This is a genomic window from uncultured Streptococcus sp. (assembly GCF_963516575.1).
GTDB lineage: Bacteria > Bacillota > Bacilli > Lactobacillales > Streptococcaceae > Streptococcus.
Genome location: NZ_CAUQCP010000010.1, coordinates 25,571 through 47,964 on the forward strand (window position 1 = coordinate 25,571; position 22,394 = coordinate 47,964).

Genomic DNA, 22,394 nt, shown 5'->3' on the forward strand with positions numbered 1-22,394 from the left:
AATTTTTCCTAGTTATTAAAATTAAATGAGGAATCTATGTCTAACGAAAACAATCACCAGCAGGCCCAGATGTTACGGGGGACTGCTTGGCTAACGGCTAGTAACTTTATCAGTCGTCTACTCGGTGCCATTTATATCATCCCTTGGTACATCTGGATGGGGTCTTATGCGGCTACAGCAAATGGTCTCTTTACCATGGGCTACAATATCTATGCATGGTTCTTGCTGGTTTCAACAGCGGGTATTCCAGTTGCGGTTGCCAAGCAAGTGGCCAAGTATAATACCATGCAAGAAGAAGAGCATAGCTTTGCCCTGATTCGGAGCTTTTTGGGCTTTATGACTGGGCTAGGTCTGATCTTTGCTCTGGTCTTGTATATATTTGCTCCTTGGCTAGCAGACTTGTCGGGTGTAGGGAAAGACCTGATACCAATCATGCAGAGCTTGGCTTGGGCGGTCTTGATTTTCCCATCTATGAGTGTGATTCGAGGTTTCTTCCAAGGGATGAATAACCTAAAACCTTATGCCATGAGCCAAATCGCTGAGCAGGTCATTCGTGTTATCTGGATGCTCTTAGCAACCTTTATCATTATGAAGCTCGGTTCAGGAGATTATCTAGCAGCGGTTACCCAATCCACCTTTGCTGCCTTTGTCGGCATGCTAGCCAGTTTTGCAGTCTTGATTTATTTCCTTGCCAAAGAAGGTTTACTGAAAAGAGTCCTTGAAACAGGAGATAAGATAAACAGCAAGCGTCTTTTGATCGACACCATTAAGGAAGCCATTCCTTTTATCCTGACAGGGTCTGCCATCCAGCTTTTCCAGATTCTGGACCAGATGACCTTTATCAATAGTATGAGCTGGTTTACCAATTATAGTAATGAAGACTTGGTTGTCATGTTTTCTTATTTCTCAGCCAACCCAAATAAAATCACTATGATTTTGATTTCTGTTGGGGTTTCGATTGGGAGTGTAGGCTTGCCACTTTTGACTGAAAACTATGTCAAGGGGGACTTGAAGGCGGCTTCTCGTCTGGTTCAGGACAGCATCACCATGCTTTTCTTATTCCTGCTACCAGCAACGGTTGGAGTTGTCATGGTAGGAGAACCTCTTTATACAGTCTTCTATGGCAAGCCAGATAGTTTGGCCATGGGCTTGTTTGTCTTTGCAGTTTTGCAGTCTACTATTTTAGGCTTGTACATGGTCTTGTCTCCAATGCTTCAAGCCATGTTCCGTAACCGTAAGGCAGTTCTCTACTTTATCTATGGTTCTATTGCCAAGCTAGTCTTGCAAATACCTACCATCGCCCTCTTCCACAGTTATGGTCCTTTGATTTCCACAACTATCGGTCTTATCATTCCTAACGTCTTGATGTATCGTGATATTTGTAAGGTAACGGGTGTCAAGCGCAAGGTGATTGTGAAGCGAACCATTTTAATCAGTTTGTTGACCCTTATTATGTTCATCGGTGTAGGTGCCATCCAGTGGATTTTAGGATTTGTCTTCCAACCAAGTGGACGTTTGTGGAGTTTCCTTTATGTAGCTCTTGTCGGTGCCATGGGAGGAGGAGTTTATGGATCCTTGAGTCTTCGCACTCGCTTATTGGACAAGGTGATTGGACAAGCTCAAGCAGATCGCCTGCGAGCAAAATTAAGAATTTCTCAATAAATTTTTATAAATAAAAGGAATAATTTGAACATTTCTATCAAGGAATGCTTGAATTATTCTCTTTTTTATTATTTTGTAGAATAATTTCTATAGTTTGTAGATGGAATGATTAATTTTTTCAAAAAAACTATTGACTAAATAAAACCCGAGTTGTATAATAAGACAAATATTTAAATCAGGAGGTTCTGGAGATGAAAAAGTCTAAAGCCAAGTATGCAACACTTGCAGGTGTCGTTTTAAGTGCAGGTATTTTGTTAAGTGCCTGTGGAAATTCTAGCACAGCGTCAAAAACATATAACTATGTTTATACTAGTGATCCGTCTAGTTTGAACTATCTAGCAGAAAACCGTGCAACAACTAATGATATTGTGACCAATCTGGTAGATGGTCTCATGGAAAATGACCAATATGGGAACTATGTCCCGTCCTTGGCAGAGGATTGGAGTGTTTCTCAAGACGGTTTGACCTATACCTACAAACTGCGTAAAGATGCTAAATGGTATACTGCAGATGGAGATGAATATGCTCCTGTAACTGCCCAAGATTTTGTCACTGGTTTGAAATATGCGGCTGATAAAAAATCAGAAGCCTTGTACTTAGTGCAAGAATCCGTTGCTGGTTTAGATGATTATATCACTGGTAAAACAAGCGACTTTTCAACTGTCGGAGTCAAGGCACTTGATGACCAAACAGTTCAATATACCTTGACACGACCAGAACCTTACTGGAACTCAAAAACAACCTCAACCATTCTCTTCCCAGTCAATGCAGATTTCTTGAAATCAAAAGGAGATGATTTTGGCAAGGTAGATCCATCTAGCATTTTGTACAATGGACCTTTCTTGATGAAATCCTTTGTTTCAAAATCAGTTATCGAATTCAAGAAAAATCCTAACTACTGGGATACCAAAAATGTCTTTGTAGATGATGTCAAATTGGCTTATTATGATGGTAGTGATCAAGATGCACTGGCTCGTAACTTTGTGGAGGGGGCATACAGTTATGCTCGTCTCTATCCAAACAGTTCAAGTTTTGAAGGGATTAAAGAGAAGAATAAGGATAATATCATTTATAGCTTGCAAGATGCTACTTCTTACTTCTTAAACTTCAACTTGGATAGAAAATCTTATAAATTTACTTCTAAGACAAGTGATGCTGAGAAGAAATCGACTCAAGAAGCAGTTCTCAATAAAAACTTCCGTCAAGCCATTAACTTTGCCTATGATCGTACAGCCTACGGGGCTCAATCTCAGGGAGAAGAGGGTGCAACTAAGATTTTGCGTAACTTGGTTGTTCCTCCAAACTTCGTAAGTATCAACGGAAAAGACTTTGGTGAAGTAGTAGCCTCTAAGATGGTCAATTATGGTAAAGAATGGCAAGGAATCAACTTTGCGGATGCTCAGGATCCATATTACAATGCTGAAAAAGCTAAAGCCAAATTTGCTGAGGCTAAGAAAGAACTCCAAGCTAAAGGAGTCCAATTCCCTATCCACTTGGACATGACAGTTGACCAAGCTGCTAAAAAGAATGTCCAAGAGGCAAATTCTATGAAGCAATCTATTGAAGCAGCCTTAGGTGCAGAAAATGTTGTAATTGATATTCAACAACTTTCTACTGAAGATTATGAGAATACAAGCTATTTGGCTCAAACAGCAGCTCAGAAGGACTATGATCTTTACAATGGTGGTTGGAGTGCAGACTATCAAGATCCTTCAACCTATCTTGATATCTTTAATGTCAAGAGCGGTGGAACGCTACGAGACTTAGGCCTAGAGCCTGGGGAAGCTAATGACAAGGCCAAGGCTGTTGGACTAGATATTTATACTCAAATGTTGGAAGAAGCTAATAAGGAACAAGATCTTGCGAAACGCTATGAAAAGTATGCTGAGATCCAAGCTTGGTTGGTAGATAGCTCTCTAGCGATTCCAAATATTTCTAAGGGTGGAACACCAACATTGAGAAAAACAGTTCCTTTCTCTTCACCGTATTCATTAGCTGGTAATAAAGGTATCGAATCCTATAAATACCTCAAAGTACAAGATAAGACAGTCACAAAAGACGAATTTGAAAAAGCTAAAGAAAAATGGTTGAAAGAAAAAGAAGAATCCAATAAAAAAGCTCAAGAAGAATTGGCAAAACATGTCAAATAAGGATTTTTCAAGAAAAACGATGGTTTCGAAGGAAACTGTCGTTTTTTTATATAGTTTGAAACTATAACTAGCTCTTGAAAAGAAGAAAATGAGTTGATGAAAATAAGTGGTACAATAGTTACTATAGATTTGGAGGTATTGTATGAGCAAGGAATTACACATCAACACAATTTTGGCCCAGGCGGGTATCAAGTCAGATGAAGCGACAGGAGCTTTGGTGACACCGCTTCATTTTTCAACGACCTATCAGCATCCAGAGTTTGGTAAATCTACTGGATTTGACTATACGCGCACCAAAAACCCAACTCGCAGTAAGGCGGAAGAAGTCTTGGCGGCTATTGAGTCAGCAGACTATGCCCTAGCGACTAGCTCAGGTATGTCAGCTATTGTATTGGCCTTTAGCGTCTTTCCAGTAGGAAGTAAGGTCTTGGCAGTGCGTGACCTTTACGGTGGTTCTTTCCGCTGGTTTAATCAAGTGGAACAGGAAGGTCGTTTCCATTTTACCTATGCCAATACAGAAGAAGAGTTGATTGCCGAGTTAGAAAAGGACGTGGATGTTCTCTATATCGAAACCCCAACCAACCCTTTGATGTTGGAATTTGACATCGAAAAACTGGCAAAATTGGCTCATGCTAAGGGTGCCAAAGTGGTGGTGGACAATACCTTCTACAGTCCTATTTACCAACGTCCGATTGAAGATGGAGCAGATATCGTTCTCCATTCAGCAACCAAGTATCTAGCAGGGCACAATGATGTCTTGGCTGGAGTGGTTGTGACCAATAGTTTAGAACTATACGAGAAGCTTTTCTACAATCTCAATACGACAGGGGCAGTCTTGTCACCATTTGACAGTTATCAGTTGATTCGTGGTCTCAAAACCTTGTCTCTTCGTATGGAACGTTCAACAGCCAATGCCCAAGAAGTGGTTGACTTTTTGAAGTATTCTCCAGCAGTTAAGGAAGTTCTCTACACTGGTCGTGGAGGCATGATTTCCTTTAAAGTAGCCGATGAAACACGCATTCCTCATGTTTTGAACAGTCTCAAGGTCTTCTCTTTTGCGGAAAGTTTGGGTGGGGTAGAAAGTCTCATTACTTATCCAACGACGCAAACTCACGCTGATATTCCAGCAGAAGTGCGCCATTCTTATGGTTTGACAGATGACCTCTTGCGCTTGTCGATTGGAATTGAAGATGCTAGGGATTTGATTGCAGATTTGCGCCAAGCCTTGGAAGGATAAGACAAAGATGGGAAAATATGATTTTACAAGCCTGCCCAATCGTTTAGGTCACCATACTTATAAATGGAAAGAGACGGAGACGGATAGTGAAGTCCTACCAGCTTGGATAGCGGATATGGACTTTGTAGTTTTGCCTGAAATCCGCCAAGCTGTGCAAGCTTACGCTGATCAACTGGTTTATGGTTATACCTATGCCAGTGAAGAGTTAATTAAGGAAGTTCAAAAGTGGGAAGCCACACAACACGGTTACCACTTTGACAAAGAGGCCCTTGTCTTTATCGAGGGTGTAGTACCAGCTATTTCAACAGCTATTCAAGCCTTCACAAAAGAAGGCGAAGCGGTTCTGATTAATACACCTGTCTATCCGCCTTTTGCTCGCAGTGTCAAGTTAAATAACCGCAGATTGATTACCAATTCTTTGGTGGAAAAGGATGGTCTGTTTGAGATTGACTTTGACCAACTGGAGAAGGATTTGGTGGAAGAGGAGGTCAAACTCTATATTCTTTGCAATCCTCACAATCCTGGTGGACGTGTTTGGGAAAAGGAAGTGTTGGAGAAGATTGGCCAACTCTGTCAAAAACACGGTGTTTTCTTGGTTTCAGATGAGATTCACCAAGATTTGGCCCTCTTTGGTCACAAGCATCATTCTTTCAATACCATCAACCCTGACTTTAAAGAATTTGCTATTGTCTTGACTAGTGCCACTAAAACCTTTAACATTGCTGGGACAAAAAATTCCTATGCAGTTATTGAAAATCCTAAGTTGAGAGTGGCTTACCAGAAACGTCAGTTGGCTAATAATCAGCACGAAATTTCAGGCTTGGGTTATTTGGCGACAGAAGCTGCTTATCGCTATGGGAAGGATTGGCTAGAGGAACTCAAGCAAGTCTTTGAAGACCACATCGATTATGTGGTGGATCTATTTGGCAAAGAGACTAAAATCAAGGTCATGAAACCGCAAGGAACCTATTTGATTTGGCTTGATTTTTCAGCCTATGATCTGACTGATGAAACATTGCAAGAGCTTTTGAGAAATGAAGCCAAGGTTATTTTGAACCGTGGTTTGGATTTTGGAGAGGAAGGAAGTCTCCATGCCCGTTTCAATGTAGCCATGCCTAAATCTCTGTTGGAAGAAGTTTGTCAGCGGATTGTGACGACTTTTGCCAAACGTTAAAAATCCAGCCTTCTAGGAGAAAAGTCTTCCTAGAAGGCTATTTTCATAGGGGAAAATATGGTATAATAAAAAGATAAGGTAAAGGTAGAAATATGGCTAAATTGATTCCGGGGAAAGTCCGTATCGAAGGCGTTGCCCTTTATAAAACTGGTAAGGTTGACATCATCAAGGAAAAGAACAATCGGCTCTACGCTCGCGTTGCAGAAGAAGAACTGCGCTATAGTTTAGAGGATGATTTGGTTTTTTGTGCCTGCGATTTTTTCCAAAAGAGGGGCTACTGTGTGCATTTGGCAGCGCTGGAGCATTTTCTAAAAAATGATGAGCGTGGTCAGGACATTTTGCAGGGTCTGGAAGAAGGCCATGAGGAAAAAGAGGCCGTTGAAACCAAGGTGACCTTGGGTGGCAAATTTTTGGACCGAATCTTATCTCCAAAATCAGACCGAGCCTACGAGTTGTCGGCTGTAGGTCAGGTGGAAGCAGGAACCAATCATATCTTGTGGACCCTGAGAATCGGGCAAATCAATAACCAAAAATACTATGTCATTCGGGATATTCCACTCTTTTTAAAAGTTGTCGAGCAGAGAAAGTCTTATATGATTGGCAAGATATATGAGGAGTCTCTTTCTTGGGAAGCCTTTGATGAGGCTAGCCAAGAACTTCTGACTTTCTTGCGGGGACTAACGGAGGAAGGACAGGCTCCAGACCTCTTTTTCCAAAACCAAGGTCGGCATCTCTTTTTTCCTCTGACCTTTTTTGAGCAGGGTGTGAATTTATTGATGACCTTGCCCCATTTTCAATTTGACCATCAAGTGGATAGCTACCAAACCCTACTTTTTCAGGATTTGCATGCGGATGCCAATCTATTTGCCTTTACAGTAACAGAATACTCTGACTATTTTGAAATGGAAATCAGTGAGAGTCCAAGGGTCAATGTCTTTTATCAGGGAGCCGTACTTTTCCATAAAGGGCAGGTTTATTTTCTAACAGACCAGCAGATACGTCTTCTCAAGGAAATCAAAGCGTTGCCTTTGGATCAGCATGGCAAGAAATACCTGCAATTTGATAGTAGTGACCGAGATAAGTTAGCCTCTTGTTTAACTCTTTTTAGCCAGATGGGTACCGTTTCAGCTCCTGAACGTTTACAAATTAAAACTTTTGAGCCCTCTTTTTATTTTGACAGGGAAGAGGACAATCGGATTCGTTTAGAAATTCAGTTTGATTATGGGGATAGGCAGGTATCAAGCCGACAAGAGTTAGAAGAATTACCATTTTCAAGCGATGCTGATTTAGAAGAAAGAATTTTCCAAGTCTGTTTGGTAGCTGGCTTTGAAGCAGATTTTCAATCTTGGCGTCAGGCCCTAAAAGCGGAGTCTATCTATCATTTCTTTCATGAAATCATTCCGGTCTTTGAAAAACTCGGTCATGTTGACCTATCAGACAAGCTAGAAGAACTTTATAGTCTGGCAAGCCCTCAAGTGCAGATTGCTTCCAAGGGAGGTCTCTTGGAAATCCAGTTTGATTTTCAAGATATTGCCCAAGAGGAAATTGACCAAGCCATGAAGGCCTTGGTTGCCAATCAAGATTTTTACATTGGTTCGTCTAATCAAGTCTACTTTTTTGATGAAGAAACCAAGAAAATTCGCCAAAATCTACAGGAACTAGGACAATTTGAATTAAAAGATGGGGCCTTGCAGGCTCGAAAATCCTTGGCCTACAGTTTAGCTCATCTCTTTGAAGGACGTGACCGTGTTTCTTTTTCACAAGAATTCCAGAATCTGGCTCATGATTTGACGCATCCAGAGGACTTCCCTAGACAAGCAACTCAGGTTCAGGCTGATCTGCGAGATTATCAGGAAAAGGGAATCGGCTGGCTACAAATGCTCCATCATTATGGTTTTGGTGGGATTTTAGCTGATGATATGGGATTGGGAAAAACCCTGCAGACCATTGCTTTTTTGACCAGTCAAGTGACAAAAGAAAGTCGGGTCTTGATTTTAGCTCCGTCGGGTTTGATTTACAACTGGGCAGATGAATTTCAGAAGTTTACCCCACAGTTGGATGTGGCTGTTGTTCATGGTTTAAAGGCTAGTCGTGAAGAGATTCTTGCTGAAAACCATCAAATCTATGTGACGAGCTATGCCACCTTCCGTCAGGACAGTGGGCTTTATCAGGGGATGGCCTTTGACTTCCTTTTCTTAGATGAGGCCCAGGTCATGAAAAATGCCCAGACCAAGATAGCCCAGACCTTGAGACAATTTGTGGTGCCGTCAGTTTTTGCCTTGTCAGGGACTCCTATTGAAAACCATCTGGGTGAGCTGTGGTCTATTTTCCAAATCGTTATGCCAGGACTCTTGCCAGGCAAGAAAGAATTTATGAAATTGCCAGCTGAGCGCGTGGCTCAGTTTATCAAGCCTTTCGTGATGAGACGCAAGAAAGAAGAAGTTCTGACTGAATTGCCAGACTTGATTGAAGTAGTTTATAAAAATGAACTGGAAGACCAGCAAAAGGCCATCTATCTAGCCCAGCTGCAACAGATGCGAGACCGTCTGGCTCAAGTGTCAGATCAGGAATTTCAGCGAAGTCGGGTGGAAATCTTGTCTGGTCTGATGCGCTTGCGTCAAATCTGCGATACGCCTGCCCTCTTTATGGAGGATTATCAGGGTGCCAGTGGCAAATTGGATAGTCTTCGTGACTTGCTGGTACAGGTGGCAGACGGTGGACACCGTGTCTTGATTTTCTCGCAGTTCAAGGGAATGTTGGAGAAAATTGAACAAGAATTGCCAGACTTGGGTATAACATCCTTTAAAATTACAGGTTCAACCCCAGCCAAGGAAAGACAAGATATGACCAAGGCCTTTAATCAAGGAGAAAGAGAAGCCTTTCTGATTTCTCTTAAGGCTGGTGGGGTCGGTCTGAATCTGACAGGTGCTGATACGGTTATCTTGGTTGACCTTTGGTGGAATCCTGCGGTGGAAGCGCAAGCTATTGGCCGTGCCCATCGGATGGGGCAGGAAGAAACGGTTGAGGTTTATCGCTTGGTGACCAGGGGAACCATTGAAGAAAAAATTCAGGAACTCCAAGAACAAAAGAAACATTTGGTGTCACAAGTATTGGATGGAACAGAGTCACGTGGCAGTCTGACCCTAGCAGAAATTAGAGAAATTTTGGGAATTTCTGAAGCCAGCACTTGAAAAATCAAGACAATACGCTATAATGAAGTGTTGAAAGGAAATAGAAAATGAGAGAAGAACGATTTCCATTGGTGTCAGATGATGAGGTCATACTGACTGAAATGCCAGTCATGAACTTGTACGATGAATCTGACTTTATCAGTAATATCAAGGGAGAATACCGTGATAAGAATTATCTGGAGTGGGCTCCTATTACTGAAGAAAAACCAGTCAAACCGATTGAAAAGCCAGTAGAGAAACCTAAAAAGGCTCCTTTAGGGGTTAAGAAAGAAGGAAAGAGCTATGCGGAGGTGGCGCGTGAAGAAGCGCGTGCGGACTTGAAAAAGAAACGCTCAGCAAGTTATCTGACAAAGGATATCACTCCTACAAGATGCCATTCTCAGCCAAGTCTAGTTAGACAGGGAAATCAACCTACCGCGCCTTTCCAAAAGGAAAATCCTGGTGAATTTGTCAAATATAGCCAAAAATTAACCCAGTCTCATTACATCTTGGCGGAAGAAGTCAAATCTATCTCTACCAAGAATGAAGAGGTAGCGGCACCTGCTCCAAAGAAAAACAACTATGATTTTCTGAAGAAGAGCCAAATCTACAATAAAAAGAATCAACAAAAAGAACAAGAACGTCGGGTTGCCCAAGAGTTAAATCTGACCAGAATTACAGAATAGGGGAGGAAACATGTCAAAGACATATCATTTTATCGGAATTAAGGGATCAGGGATGAGTGCCTTGGCCTTGATGTTGCACCAAATGGGACATAAGGTACAGGGATCAGATGTTGAAAAGTACTACTTTACTCAACGTGGTCTTGAGCAGGCAGGCATTACTATTCTTCCTTTTGATGAAAAGAATCTAGACGGTGATATGGAAATTATCGCTGGAAATGCCTTTCGTCCAGATAACAACGTTGAAATTGCCTATGCGGACCAAAATGGTATCAGCTACAAACGTTACCATGAGTTCCTAGGTAGCTTTATGCGTGATTTTGTTAGCATGGGAGTAGCAGGAGCGCATGGAAAAACTTCAACTACAGGGATGTTGTCTCATGTCTTGTCTCACATTACAGACACTAGCTTCTTAATCGGAGATGGGACAGGTCGTGGTTCAGCCAATGCCAAGTATTTTATCTTTGAATCTGACGAATATGAGCGTCACTTTATGCCTTACCATCCAGAATACTCTATTATTACCAACATTGACTTTGACCATCCAGACTATTTCACAAGTCTAGAAGATGTTTTCAATGCCTTTAATGACTATGCCAAACAAATTACCAAGGGTCTTTTTGTCTATGGTGAAGATGCAGAATTGCGTAAAATTACGTCTGATGCACCGATTTATTATTATGGTTTTGAAGCAGAAGGCAATGACTTTGTAGCTAGCGAGCTTCTTCGTTCTACAACTGGTTCAACCTTCACAGTTCACTTCCGTGGACAAGAATTGGGTCAATTCCATATCCCAACCTTTGGTCGTCACAATATCATGAATGCAACAGCCGTTATCGGATTGCTTTATACAGCAGGATTTGATTTGAACTTGGTGCGTGAACACTTGAAAACATTTGCAGGTGTTAAGCGTCGTTTCACTGAGAAAATTGTCAATGATACAGTAATTATCGATGACTTTGCCCACCATCCAACAGAAATCATCGCAACCTTGGATGCGGCTCGTCAGAAATACCCAAGCAAGGAAATTGTAGCAGTCTTCCAACCTCATACTTTTACAAGAACCATCGCCTTGTTGGACGACTTTGCTCACGCTTTGAACCAAGCAGATGCTGTTTACCTAGCGCAAATTTATGGATCTGCTCGTGAGGTAGACCATGGTGATGTTAAGGTAGAAGACCTAGCCAATAAAATCAATAAGAAACACCAAGTGATCACTGTTGAAAATGTTTCTCCACTCCTAGACCACGACAATGCTGTTTATGTCTTTATGGGTGCAGGAGACATCCAAACCTATGAATACTCATTTGAGCGACTCTTGTCTAACTTGACAAGCAATGTTCAATAGGCTATTCACATGGAAATTCCAATTAAGATCATTCAGGCAAGTGAGTCTGATTTGGCTGAGATAGAGGCACTTCAGGCATCATCTTTTCCAGCTGACAAGCAGCTGACTTCCCATATTTTAGAAGAAAGTATCCGTAAGTGTGCGGATACCTTTCTTCTAGCTAGGGATGAAAATCAGATTCTGGGCTATGTTCTAGGTGGTCCTTACCCACACAATCCGCAATGTCTAGAAATACATTCTTTGGTCATCAAGGCTGACCATCAGAGACAGGGCTTGGGAACGCTTCTTCTTGCGGCTTTGAAAGATGCGGCAGTTGAGCTGGAATACAGAGGTATTCGTTTGAATAGTCCTGATGATCTGCTTTCCTATTTTGAAATGAACGGTTTTATCGATGTAGAAGTGACAGATTCGCTTTATGCAGCTAGCCAGGGTGTTAGTATGATTTGGTTTAATCTCTTTTAGAGGAGGTACAATGAAAATTAGACCAGCAAGATTAGAAGATTTGGATCGTATCGTTGAGATTGAACTAGAAAATTTCTCGCTTGAAGAAGCCATTCCTCGCTCTGTTTTTGAGGCGCATTTGCGAGAAATTCGGACCTCTTTTCTGGTTGCAGAAAAAGAAGGCAGAATCATGGGGTACATAGAAGGGCCAGTTGGACCACACCGCCATCTGCAAGATCAGTCCTTTACAGAAGAGATAGAAGATTATAGTCATGAGTCTGGTGGCTATATCTCTGTAACCTGTCTTTCTATTGCCAAGGAGACACAGGGTCTAGGACTTGGTCAGAAATTGCTAACTGCCTTGAAAGAACTGGCTCTTAAACACGAAAGAGAAGGTATTAATCTAACCTGTCATGACTATCTCATTGCCTACTATGAAAAACATGGATTTGTCAATGAAGGCCTGTCCCAGTCAACCTTTGCAGGGGAAACTTGGTATGATATGGTCTGGGAAGCTAATACTCTTCGAAAATCTCTTTAAACCACGTCAGCTCTATCTGCAACCTCAAAACAGTGTTTTGAGCTGACTTCGTCAGTCTTATCTACAACCTCAAAACAGTGTTTTGAGCAACCTGCGGCTAGCTTCCTAGTTTGCTCTAGTATAAAAAATAAGCCAGAAAAGCATGCTAGGTTGCTTTTCTTTCGTTTTTAAGATATAATATTATGGATTGTCAACGAGGAGGAAAAACTTTTGAGTGAAAAATCAAGAGAAGATGAAAAATTAAGCTTTAAAGAGCAGATTTTACGAGATCTAGAAAAATCAAAAAGTTATGATCAGACTCTAGCAGGAGATGAAAACAGAGCTTCTATTCCTACAAGTGGACTGTCTGCTGAGGAGTTGATGGCTGATTCCTTGTCAGCGGTAGAAAATATTATAAATAATGCTCCAGCAGTTCCTAGTCATCCGAGTCAGGATGCTCCAGTGACTCCTAGCCATCCGAGTCAGGATGCTCCAGTAGCTCCTAGCCATCCAAGTCAGGATGCTTCAGTGGCTCCTAGCCATCCAAGTCAAGATGTTCCTGCTTCACCAGCCAATGAGAGCGGACCAAGACCAGGACCAGGACCAGGTTCTGTTAGACCTAATAAAGTCGAAAGAGAATATAATGAAACCCCAACAAGGGTAGCTGTGTCCTATAAGACAGTAGAGAAAAAAGAAGAACAGGCACGTCCAGAAGCACCGACGCCTGTTACAGAAACAGTGGACATCATCAGTGATACACCACGTCGTAGTCGTAGAGAAGTAGCAAAACCAGTTAAGACTAAGAAAGAGAAAAAATCTGGATTCAAGGCATTCTTCATTTCTCTACTGATTTTCCTTGCCTTAGTTTCAGCAGGGGGTTACTTCGGTTATCAGTATGTGCTAGCCTCATTAGAACCAGTTGATCCTACTTCAAAAGAATACGTAACAGTTCAAATCCCTGATGGAGCCAGTGTTCAAGAAATTGGTTCAACTCTTGAAAAGGCAGGTTTGGTGAAACACGGTATTGTCTTTGGTATGTATACTAAGTACAAGAATTACTCAGACTTGAAGGCTGGATATTACAATCTGCAGAAGAGCATGAGTACGGATGACTTGATCAAGGAATTGCAAAAGGGTGGTACAGCTGAAGCACAAGAACCTGTACTAGCCAGCTTGACGATTCCAGAAGGCTACACGATTGATCAAATTGCCCAAGCGGTAGGTCAATTGCAAGGTAACTTTAAAGAGCCTTTGACTGCGGATGCTTTCTTGGCTAAAGTTCAAGATGACAACTTTATCAGTCAAGAAGTTTCTAAATATTCAAACTTACTAGAAAGCTTACCTACGAAAGAAAGTGGAGCTCGTTACCGTTTGGAAGGTTTCCTCTTCCCAGCAACCTACTCTATCAAGGAAAGTACAACTATTGAAAGCTTGATTGACGAGATGTTGGTAGCCATGGATAAGACCTTGACTCCATACTATAGTACAATTAAGTCTAAAAACTTGACAGTTAATGAATTGTTAACCATTGCTTCACTCGTAGAAAAAGAAGGAGCTAAGACTGACGATCGTAAGTTGATTGCAGGTGTCTTCTACAATCGTTTGAATCTTGGTATGCCTTTACAAAGTAATATTGCTATTCTCTATGCTGAAGGAAAACTTGGTCAGAAGATTAGTCTTGCTGATGATACTGAGATTGATACAACCATCAATTCTCCGTATAATGTTTATACAAATCTAGGCCTCATGCCTGGTCCAGTAGATAGTCCAAGCGTGGATGCTATTGAATCAAGTATCAATCAAACTAAGAGTGATAACTTATTCTTTGTAGCAGATGTTACAGATGGCAAGGTATATTTCGCTACGAACAAGGCAGAACATGACCAAAATGTTGCACAACATATCAATAATAAATTAACGCAATCAAGTAGTTCAAACTAAAATTATGTGGTTTTCCACATAATTTTGTTTTAAAAAATAAAGTAAAAGAAAGTTGAGAAAAATGGCAGAAAAAACATATCCTATGACACTTGAGGAAAAGGAAAAACTAGAAAAAGAATTAGAAGAATTGAAATTGGTCCGCCGTCCAGAAGTGGTAGAACGAATTAAGATTGCTCGTTCATACGGTGACCTTTCAGAAAACAGTGAGTACGAAGCAGCTAAGGACGAACAAGCCTTTGTCGAAGGTCAAATCTCTAGCTTAGAAACAAAAATTCGTTATGCTGAAATCGTCAATAGCGACTCTGTTGCCCAAGACGAAGTTGCAATTGGTAAAACAGTGACTATCCAAGAAATTGGTGAGGACGAAGAAGAAGTTTATATCATTGTAGGTTCAGCTGGTGCAGATGCCTTTGCAGGTAAGGTTTCAAATGAAAGCCCAATCGGACAAGCCTTGATTGGTAAGAAAACAGGTGATACAGCAACCGTCGAAACACCTGTGGGTAGCTATGATGTAAAAATCTTGAAGGTTGAAAAAACAGCCTAATGATTAAAGGGAGTAGAAAGAGGGAAACGCCCTGATTACTCCTTTTTATACTCTTCGAAAATCAAATTCAAACCACGTCAGCTTCGCCTTGCCGTAGATATGTTATTGACTTCGTCAGTTCTATCTACAACCTCAAAGCAGTGCTTTGAGCAACCTGCGGCTAGCTTCCTAGTTTGCTCTTTGATTTTCATTGAGTATTAGCTTTAAAAAGAATTGGAGACTATATGAGTTCAAAAAAGAAGCAAAATAAGATGGAGCGTGGTCTGACCAATCGTCACGTACAGGTTATGGCCATTGCTGGAACTATTGGAACAGGCCTCTTTCTGGGGGCTGGTCGTTCTATCAGTTTGACAGGACCTTCGATTGTTCTAATTTATCTGATTACAGGAGCTTTTATGTTCCTTATGATGAGAGCGGTCGGAGAAATGCTCTATCAAGATCCTGAGCAACATACCTTTATTAACTTTATTACTCGTCATTTGGGTAAGGGTTGGGGACATTTTGCAGTCTGGTCTTACTGGTTATCTGTTGTCTTTATTGGTATGGCAGAAATTACGGCTATTTCGCACTATGTTCAGTTTTGGTTTCCTTCATGGCCTAGTTGGTTAATTCAAGTTGGATTTTTAACTGTTTTAGGTTTGGTCAATCTAATAGCTGTTAAACTCTTTGGAGAAGTTGAATTTTGGTTTGCTATGATTAAGATTGTAGCTATCCTTGCTATGATTGTGACTGGTATCTTTATGGTTCTGACAGGTTTTGAGACACCTCATGGAGTAGCTAGTTTGGCTAATATTACGGATAATTTCTCACTCTTCCCTAATGGTGGTGTCAACTTTGTTATGGCTTTCCAGATGGTCTTCTTTGCCTACCTCATGATTGAGTTTATCGGGGTAACGACTTCGGAAACCAAAAATCCACGTCAGGTCTTGCCAAAAGCAGTTAAGGAAATTCCATTGCGTATCGCCTTTTTCTATGGGGGTTCTCTAATTGCTATTATGGCTATTATTCCATGGAGAGAACTAGCTTCAGCAGATTCACCATTCGTTACGGTATTTGAACTAGCAGGTGTCAAATGGGCAGCAGCCTTGATTAACTTTGTCGTCTTGACGTCAGCAGCATCAGCTCTAAACTCAACCCTCTACTCAACAGGTCGTCATTTGTATCAAATTGCTCAGGATTTGCCAAATCCTCTCTTAAAAGCGATCAAAGCAGATACCTTATCTCGTTATAATGTTCCTCAAAATGCAATTTTGGCCTCAACTATTTTAATTGCGACAGCTGCTTTTATCAATGTCCTACCAGGAGTTTCGGACGCCTTTGCCTTGATAACAGCTTCTTCATCAGGTGTTTATGTAGCTATCTATATCTTGATTATGGTGGCTCACCTTAAATACCGCAAGTCACAGGACTTTATGGCGGATGGCTACCTCATGCCCCATTATCGTTTCCTAAATCCTTTAACCATGCTCTTCTTTGCCTTTGTCTTTGTAACCCTCTTTTTACAAGAGTCTACATTTGTAGGAGCAATCGGTTCAGCTATCTGGATTATCGGATTCGGAATTTATAGCCAGTGGAAATTTAGAAAATAAATCATGAACTCATCAACTTAGGTTGGTGGGTTTTTCGTTATACTCTTTAAAAATATCCTTATACTCAATGAAAATCAAAGAGCAAACTAGGAAACTAGCCGTAGGTTGCTCAAAGCAGTGCTTTGAGGTTGTAGATAGAACTGACGAAGTCAATAACATATCTACGGCAAGGCGAAGCTGATGTGGTTTGAAAAGATTTTTGAAGAGTATTAACTACTGTTAGCATTACTTAGGGTTAGTTTTTCTCTGTAAAGAAAATTTAACAAAAATTTAATATAAAAACACTTGACAATTTTCGGGGGGGGGGGGGTAGAATTATTGTGTGAAATTATGCATAAAAAACAAAGTGTTAGTATATTAGTTTTTTGTCAATGCTAATGAAACAATTGTAGAAGTAAGGATGTGAATGATAAAATGGTAAAGAAATGACCCTGATGTTCAGGGGACTTAAAATATCATAAAATAAGTGAATCAGTTAGAAATCACGTATTGTAACGCTATATGTTTTTCGTACCTAGAGCCTTAAGCGAAATGAAAGTAGAGGAAAGGATCTATGAGATGAAGGAGAGCGAAAAATTAGTTGGAACTCAGACTGAGATGATTTAAAGAAGTAGAATAAAGAAATGCGAATATTAAATCTGACTCTACACTCAGTTGTTGCAAAAGAGGAAGGAACTATGGGAGATATAAAAAGAAGCCTTTTTGGATATAACAAAAAGGAAGTAGATGACTTAATCCTAAGTCTGGAAAGAGAAAATAATCGTCTCAAACAAGAACTGCTTGGAAAGACTGAATCCATTGAACAGTTAAATGCACAATTATATAAATATCACTCTCAAGAAGAGCTGATTAGTGAAGCTATCATTGATGCAAAAAAACTTTCAAAACAATTGTTAGATGAAGCTAAGCAACAGGCAACAGAGATGATTGATGCAGCAAATAAATCCATCTCGGATGAGTTCGAACGCTTTAATCGAACCATGAAAACATTGAATGAACTTAAGAACAAAGTGATCGCACAGAAGACGGAGTTGTCTAAGGAGTTACAAGAAGTTTTATTACGTTATAAAAGCGCTTTCGAGAACTCAGAAACAGAGGACTTTGTTCGTATAAAAGAACATTTAGAAGATGAGCTTACTCATTCAGAAGAACTGTTCGAAAATTCTAAGCAGATTATTTATATTCCTGATTTGAATCATAAAAACTAACATCAGAAATAAGGAAGGACATAAGAAACGTGAAAAAAGTGGAACAGCAGCAAATATATTCTATTCGCAAGAATAAAGCGTATGGAGCAAGTTCAGTATTAATTGGTATAATGGGAACTGCTTTACTATTGGGAGGATTGGCGCCTGCCGTTCAAGCAGAAGAAACTGATGCAAAACCAAAACCAGAACCAAAACCAGTAGATGAATCAGCTGTGAATGGAACAAATGCACCAACTGTTGAAACGGAGCATCTTATCATTGCGTCTCAACCGAATGCAAGTGACCCAAAACCAGAACCAAAACCGGCAGACAAACCGGAGTTGAAGGAAGATAACGCTCCGACAAACGAAACGAAACCACTTGATAGTACACCAGCTCAACCAAAAGAAGAAATAGTTGCACCAGCTAGTGTACATGCGGAGGCAAAACCAAGTGAAGAGACAACTCCTTCTAAACGAGCAGTAAGCATTGTCTATAAAGTACGCTATGTGGATCGTAAATCTCACAAAGTAGTTCATGAAGTAACGAAGACGAAAACAGTAGAAACTACTGAAGCAAAAGCAAAAGCCAGCGTCACAGAAAATGGTGCAGAACTGGCAAATAATAGTCAATTAGAAAACTATAATGTTCCAGAAGGCAATCCAACAACAATGACAAAAGAAATTGTTGAAGGAGCCGACAATATTTTTGAATACGAAGTAGAAGGCTTTGGAGAGGCAGAAACACCTAAAGAACGTACCGCTGCTCTTAAAGATACGGTAGAATATGTTGATAAAAAATCTGGTCTTGTCTTAGCAAGTGAGGAAAAGGAAGAAACAGTCTCTACAACAGAAACAGTAGCGAAAGAAGAATTAAAGATCCGTTATTCGAACACAATGATTGAAATCAAAGCTTTAAAAGCTGAAGCAGAACAATTATTGAAAAAAGTTCGCCCAAGTGAATCATCAAAAGCAGGTTTGCAAGCTACTTATCAATTAGCTAAACAAGAAGAAGCTGCTGCTCAAGCCTTATTGTCAAAAGAAAACGTAACAAAAGCCGAATTACAATCAAATCTAGAACGATTGGAAACTGTTGTTGAACGTTTGTACTCTGAATTAAAAGCAAACGGACACTCTGGGGAAGTTCGGTATATGTTGGGGACGGAAACAGCAACTAATGAAGCCCCATATATGACAATTGAACGGTATTTTGGTTCAGAATCATATCGTAATCTTTCTGATTATAGTATTGCAAAAGATGGTTCCACAATAGAAGTGAAGTATAAAATAGGGTTAACAAATATTACTTCTGATGAACTTGAACTAACTCCAGATGCTAAGAGATTAGGCTTTCGTTATAATGAGGGAGGAAAAGACGACCGTTATTTAATCAAAACGCTTACTTTAAATAATACGATTCAAAATGGCACCTATACTATAGGATTACAATCTAAAAAGAATCCTAACATTAAGATTACAGCTAATCTAAAGATAATGGAACCACCACTGTATAAAATAGTAGAGAATAATGCAAGAGTTTATGGTGCTTCTTCTGGAACAGGTATGAACGGTCTAATGGGAGATTCCGTTACATATGATGAATATACTTCCACAGCTTACATGACGGTCACTCCTTTTGGTTATTACTTATATGGTAACAGATCTATGACAATAAAGGATGCGAACCCCGATACTCCACAGTATTCGTCTAACTTATGGCTATCATTACCATATACTAATATACATTACGAGGGAAACAGTTTAAAAGCTCCTGTCACGATTACTAAATTTGAACAGACAGGGGGTAGCCCGGGGGTTAAAGTCGAGTTTATAGAGGATAAAACTCCTAACAGATCTAATATTTACGTTTCTGGGACGATAATTACTTCATCTGATATTTTGACGGGTGATAAAATAACTGTTTCTAACCCTAGTACTGATTTGAGAGATGATGTTAACTTATCTCCATACCGTATAAATTTTAAATCTTTACCAGCAAAAGCGGGAACATATTATGTAGACTTTAATATTACGGATAATATTGGACGGGTGACACGGTATCATTTGAATTTAGTGACTAGAGAAATTTCTCAAACGACAATAACAAGTGATAGTGGAAATGAGTATAGTAATTATACTTTAACAAATGCCGATGTAATGCTTGATGCGGATAAGCTTTATCGTGTAACAAATCCAATTCCAGTAGCTGTGCCTATCTCTGATAAGGAACAGAACCTAGGAAACTTGGTATTAAATAAAGCGAATGCGACTTTAACAATTGATAGTAAACCAGATGGAGTCGAGATTGTTCGAGATACTGAGGATCTGACCAAGTTTAAGATTATCAAGCAAAATGGCCATACCTTGACTGCTGGTGTCCATACTATCACGGCTACAGCAAAGGATGGACACTTTGGAGCCAATGTCCCAGCTCGTACCTATAAGTTCGAAGTAATGGATGGCCTAAATCCTATTTCCAATCAAAGCTGGCAAGAAGGGCAAGCTATCCCTACTATTCCTGTTTCAATGACAAATGGTAGTAAGATTACGAGTCTATCAGTTGAGTCTGATGGAGAACATCTCTACCTAAGTCCTAATGCTGACAATACAGGACTAACAGGTTATGCTTTAAAACGGACAGATGCGCCACAAACAGCGATTGTAACTGCTACTTATACCAATAATGAAGGTCAAAGTCGTCAGATTAAGACAAGCTTTACCTATACAGTTACTCCTCCACCAGTTTCTGATTTAACTTTATCTGTAACGAATGATAAGCAAACAGTTTCAGAAGGAACTAAATTTGCAGATATGGTTGTAACAGCTACAGAAGGTGCTACAGTTACAGTAGGAACATTGCCAGCAGGTGTTTCTTACGATGCTGAACATAAGGTCTTGTCAGGTACTGGACAATACGAAGGGCGTCATTTTATTTCGGTAACGGCTACTAAAGATAATAAGTCGATTACAAAATTAGTCGACCTTACAGTTACACCAGGTAACTTTAGTGTTCCAACAGCTAATTACACGTTTACAGCAGGTGAAGCGATACCACCGATTACTCTTAAAATTCCTAAAAATGCGACAGTAAGTTACACAGGGGGCAGTTTACCAAATGGTCTAAATTGGTCTGCGGATAATAAAACTATAACAGGTACTCCGACTCAAGTAGGTACTTTCACAGTGTATGGCAGTGTTAATAGAAGAACTGCTTCGGGTAGTGTTCAGTCAGCAACTGCAACTATTAATATCACAGTAAACAGTGTACCATTAAACTTTTCTATTCCTGATAATACAAAGACAGTAAAAGTTTTAGATGAACTTCCTCCTATTCGGTTACAAGCAGATGGAGCGGTGTTATCGATAGTTTCAGGCTCACTTCCTCCAGGGGTGAACTATGATGCAGCGACTAAAACTGTTTCAGGAACTCCGACAAAAGTAGGGACTTATACAGCAACCTTTACAGCGACAAGTCCAACTATTAGTGGCAATAAAACAGCGAGTGCAACGTTAACGATTAATGTAACACCACGAGATTTAAGTGTTAATGTTACGAATAAGGAACAAGAGAAGACAGTTCTAACTGCTATAGACAATGTAGTTTTAACTCCTTCTGATAGTAAAGCGAGATTAGAGGTAGATATAAGTAAACTTCCGCCAGGAGCTACTTATGATTCAGCTACAAGAACTATTTCTGGCTCACCATCTAAAGTGGGAGAATACTTAATCCCATATAAAGCAACCTATACTGAAATGGGAGATGCATCTCCAGTTGCTGCTGGGAATATCAAAATTAATGTTCGAGCACTTCCGGTAACTATCGGAGTTACAGAAAATAATCAAACAGTTCGAGTGGGTGAAACGATTAAAAATATGGTGGTTTCTCACAGTGAACATTCAGATTTAGGTGCTCGTTATTTAAGTGTGGATTTACCAGAAACAGACTTAGATTCTTATCTTGAATCAACTGCAGGTCTGCATTATGACAGTGCAAATCGTACAATTAGCGGAACTCCAACCAAGCCTGGTGTCTATAAAGTTCGTTTAAAAGCAACATTAGATTCTGAAACATTAGGTAGAGGTAGTGCGGAAGAGATTATCACTGTAACGGTAGTAGATGACTCAGTATCGGATCCATTATCATTAGATATCAAAAATGCTCGTCAAATGATTGCGCTAGGAAAATCTATTCGTTCAATTACTTTCACAGTACCAGATGGAGCTACGCTTAATGTGGATACAACGAAATTACCTGGTGGAGTAAGTTATGATGAGTCTACTAAGACTATTTCAGGGACACCAACAGTAGATGGATCATTTGATATCCCGGTAACAGCGACAAAGGCAGGTAAATCAATAACAAAAGACATTACAATTGATGTTGTAGACTTAACGCCACCAACGTCGACAGTTAATGGTAAAGACGGCGAAACACCAAAAGTCAAAGTAGATCGTAATGAAGAGAGGAAAGAAACGACAGTTACGTTCTATAGCGATAAGAATATGAATAATCAGTTTGATGAAGGAACAGACACGGTTCTAGGAACTACTATTATTAAAGATGGTCAAGATGGAGCGGCTGGAGCAAACGGACACGATGGACGTGACGGAAAAGATCTCCTAAACGGCACAGAAAATCCAAATCCAACGGACGGAAAAGACGGCGACAAATACGTCAATACAACAACTGGCGATGTATTCGTAAAAGAAAACGGCACATGGACTCCAGCAGGAAACATCAAAGGACGT

14 protein-coding genes are annotated in these 22,394 nt (G+C 40.2%); all 14 read left to right on the forward strand.

All coding sequences use genetic code 11. The annotated features are described in order from the left end of the window. The first annotated feature begins 36 nt into the window (after window positions 1-36). The gene (locus RWM06_RS02880; RefSeq protein WP_313970046.1) at window positions 37-1,662 is read left to right on the forward strand and encodes a polysaccharide biosynthesis protein; all 1,626 of its coding nucleotides are present in this window, start codon (window positions 37-39) and stop codon (window positions 1,660-1,662) included. Between the two features lie 191 nt (window positions 1,663-1,853). Beyond that, on the forward strand, window positions 1,854-3,812 hold the full coding sequence (locus tag RWM06_RS02885; protein WP_313970047.1) for a peptide ABC transporter substrate-binding protein: 1,959 nt from the start codon (window positions 1,854-1,856) through the stop codon (window positions 3,810-3,812). 142 nt (window positions 3,813-3,954) lie between these two features. Continuing rightward, window positions 3,955-5,049: a cystathionine gamma-synthase gene (locus RWM06_RS02890; protein ID WP_313970048.1), complete on the forward strand. Its 1,095-nt coding sequence runs from the start codon at window positions 3,955-3,957 to the stop codon at window positions 5,047-5,049. A gap of 7 nt (window positions 5,050-5,056) precedes the next feature. Beyond that, window positions 5,057-6,223 carry a MalY/PatB family protein gene (locus RWM06_RS02895; protein WP_313970049.1) on the forward strand — a complete coding sequence of 389 codons (1,167 nt, stop codon included), beginning with the start codon at window positions 5,057-5,059 and terminating at the stop codon, window positions 6,221-6,223. A 92-nt stretch (window positions 6,224-6,315) separates the two neighbouring features. Then, entirely contained in the window at window positions 6,316-9,414 is a 3,099-nt protein-coding gene (locus tag RWM06_RS02900; RefSeq protein WP_313970050.1) for a DEAD/DEAH box helicase, read from the forward strand. 47 nt (window positions 9,415-9,461) lie between these two features. Then, window positions 9,462-10,079 carry a cystathionine gamma-synthase gene (locus RWM06_RS02905; RefSeq protein ID WP_313970051.1) on the forward strand — a complete coding sequence of 206 codons (618 nt, stop codon included), beginning with the start codon at window positions 9,462-9,464 and terminating at the stop codon, window positions 10,077-10,079. Window positions 10,080-10,089: 10 nt separating this feature from the next. Beyond that, the gene (gene murC, locus RWM06_RS02910; protein ID WP_313970052.1) at window positions 10,090-11,424 is read left to right on the forward strand and encodes a UDP-N-acetylmuramate--L-alanine ligase; all 1,335 of its coding nucleotides are present in this window, start codon (window positions 10,090-10,092) and stop codon (window positions 11,422-11,424) included. Window positions 11,425-11,433: 9 nt separating this feature from the next. Beyond that, a complete protein-coding gene (locus tag RWM06_RS02915; protein WP_313970053.1) occupies window positions 11,434-11,886 on the forward strand; it encodes a GNAT family N-acetyltransferase in 453 nt (150 codons plus the stop codon). A gap of 10 nt (window positions 11,887-11,896) precedes the next feature. Next, entirely contained in the window at window positions 11,897-12,406 is a 510-nt protein-coding gene (locus RWM06_RS02920; protein WP_313970054.1) for a GNAT family N-acetyltransferase, read from the forward strand. Window positions 12,407-12,616: 210 nt separating this feature from the next. Further along, window positions 12,617-14,326, forward strand: a complete 1,710-nt coding sequence (mltG, locus tag RWM06_RS02925) for an endolytic transglycosylase MltG (RefSeq protein WP_313970055.1) — start codon at window positions 12,617-12,619, stop codon at window positions 14,324-14,326. Between the two features lie 61 nt (window positions 14,327-14,387). Further along, window positions 14,388-14,870, forward strand: coding sequence for a transcription elongation factor GreA (greA, locus tag RWM06_RS02930; protein WP_000818769.1), 483 nt, complete (start codon window positions 14,388-14,390; stop codon window positions 14,868-14,870). 224 nt (window positions 14,871-15,094) lie between these two features. Then, complete coding sequence (locus tag RWM06_RS02935) at window positions 15,095-16,459, forward strand: amino acid permease (RefSeq protein WP_313970056.1); 1,365 nt, start codon at window positions 15,095-15,097, stop codon at window positions 16,457-16,459. A 677-nt stretch (window positions 16,460-17,136) separates the two neighbouring features. Beyond that, complete coding sequence (locus RWM06_RS02940; protein WP_313970057.1) at window positions 17,137-17,667, forward strand: DivIVA domain-containing protein; 531 nt, start codon at window positions 17,137-17,139, stop codon at window positions 17,665-17,667. A gap of 29 nt (window positions 17,668-17,696) precedes the next feature. Further along, a partial coding sequence (locus RWM06_RS02945; RefSeq protein WP_313970058.1) for a putative Ig domain-containing protein occupies window positions 17,697-22,394 on the forward strand: 4,698 nt, incomplete at its 3' end.

Bases quoted from the DNA above. Each gene is read 5' to 3' on its own strand.
- RWM06_RS02880 (WP_313970046.1), top strand. From the start codon at position 37: ATGTCTAACGAAAACAATCACCAGCAGGCCCAGATGTTACGGGGGACT.
- RWM06_RS02885 (WP_313970047.1), top strand. From the start codon at position 1,854: ATGAAAAAGTCTAAAGCCAAGTATGCAACACTTGCAGGTGTCGTTTTA.
- RWM06_RS02890 (WP_313970048.1), top strand. From the start codon at position 3,955: ATGAGCAAGGAATTACACATCAACACAATTTTGGCCCAGGCGGGTATC.
- RWM06_RS02895 (WP_313970049.1), top strand. From the start codon at position 5,057: ATGGGAAAATATGATTTTACAAGCCTGCCCAATCGTTTAGGTCACCAT.
- RWM06_RS02900 (WP_313970050.1), top strand. From the start codon at position 6,316: ATGGCTAAATTGATTCCGGGGAAAGTCCGTATCGAAGGCGTTGCCCTT.
- RWM06_RS02905 (WP_313970051.1), top strand. From the start codon at position 9,462: ATGAGAGAAGAACGATTTCCATTGGTGTCAGATGATGAGGTCATACTG.
- murC (WP_313970052.1), top strand. From the start codon at position 10,090: ATGTCAAAGACATATCATTTTATCGGAATTAAGGGATCAGGGATGAGT.
- RWM06_RS02915 (WP_313970053.1), top strand. From the start codon at position 11,434: ATGGAAATTCCAATTAAGATCATTCAGGCAAGTGAGTCTGATTTGGCT.
- RWM06_RS02920 (WP_313970054.1), top strand. From the start codon at position 11,897: ATGAAAATTAGACCAGCAAGATTAGAAGATTTGGATCGTATCGTTGAG.
- greA (WP_000818769.1), top strand. From the start codon at position 14,388: ATGGCAGAAAAAACATATCCTATGACACTTGAGGAAAAGGAAAAACTA.
- RWM06_RS02935 (WP_313970056.1), top strand. From the start codon at position 15,095: ATGAGTTCAAAAAAGAAGCAAAATAAGATGGAGCGTGGTCTGACCAAT.
- RWM06_RS02940 (WP_313970057.1), top strand. From the start codon at position 17,137: ATGGGAGATATAAAAAGAAGCCTTTTTGGATATAACAAAAAGGAAGTA.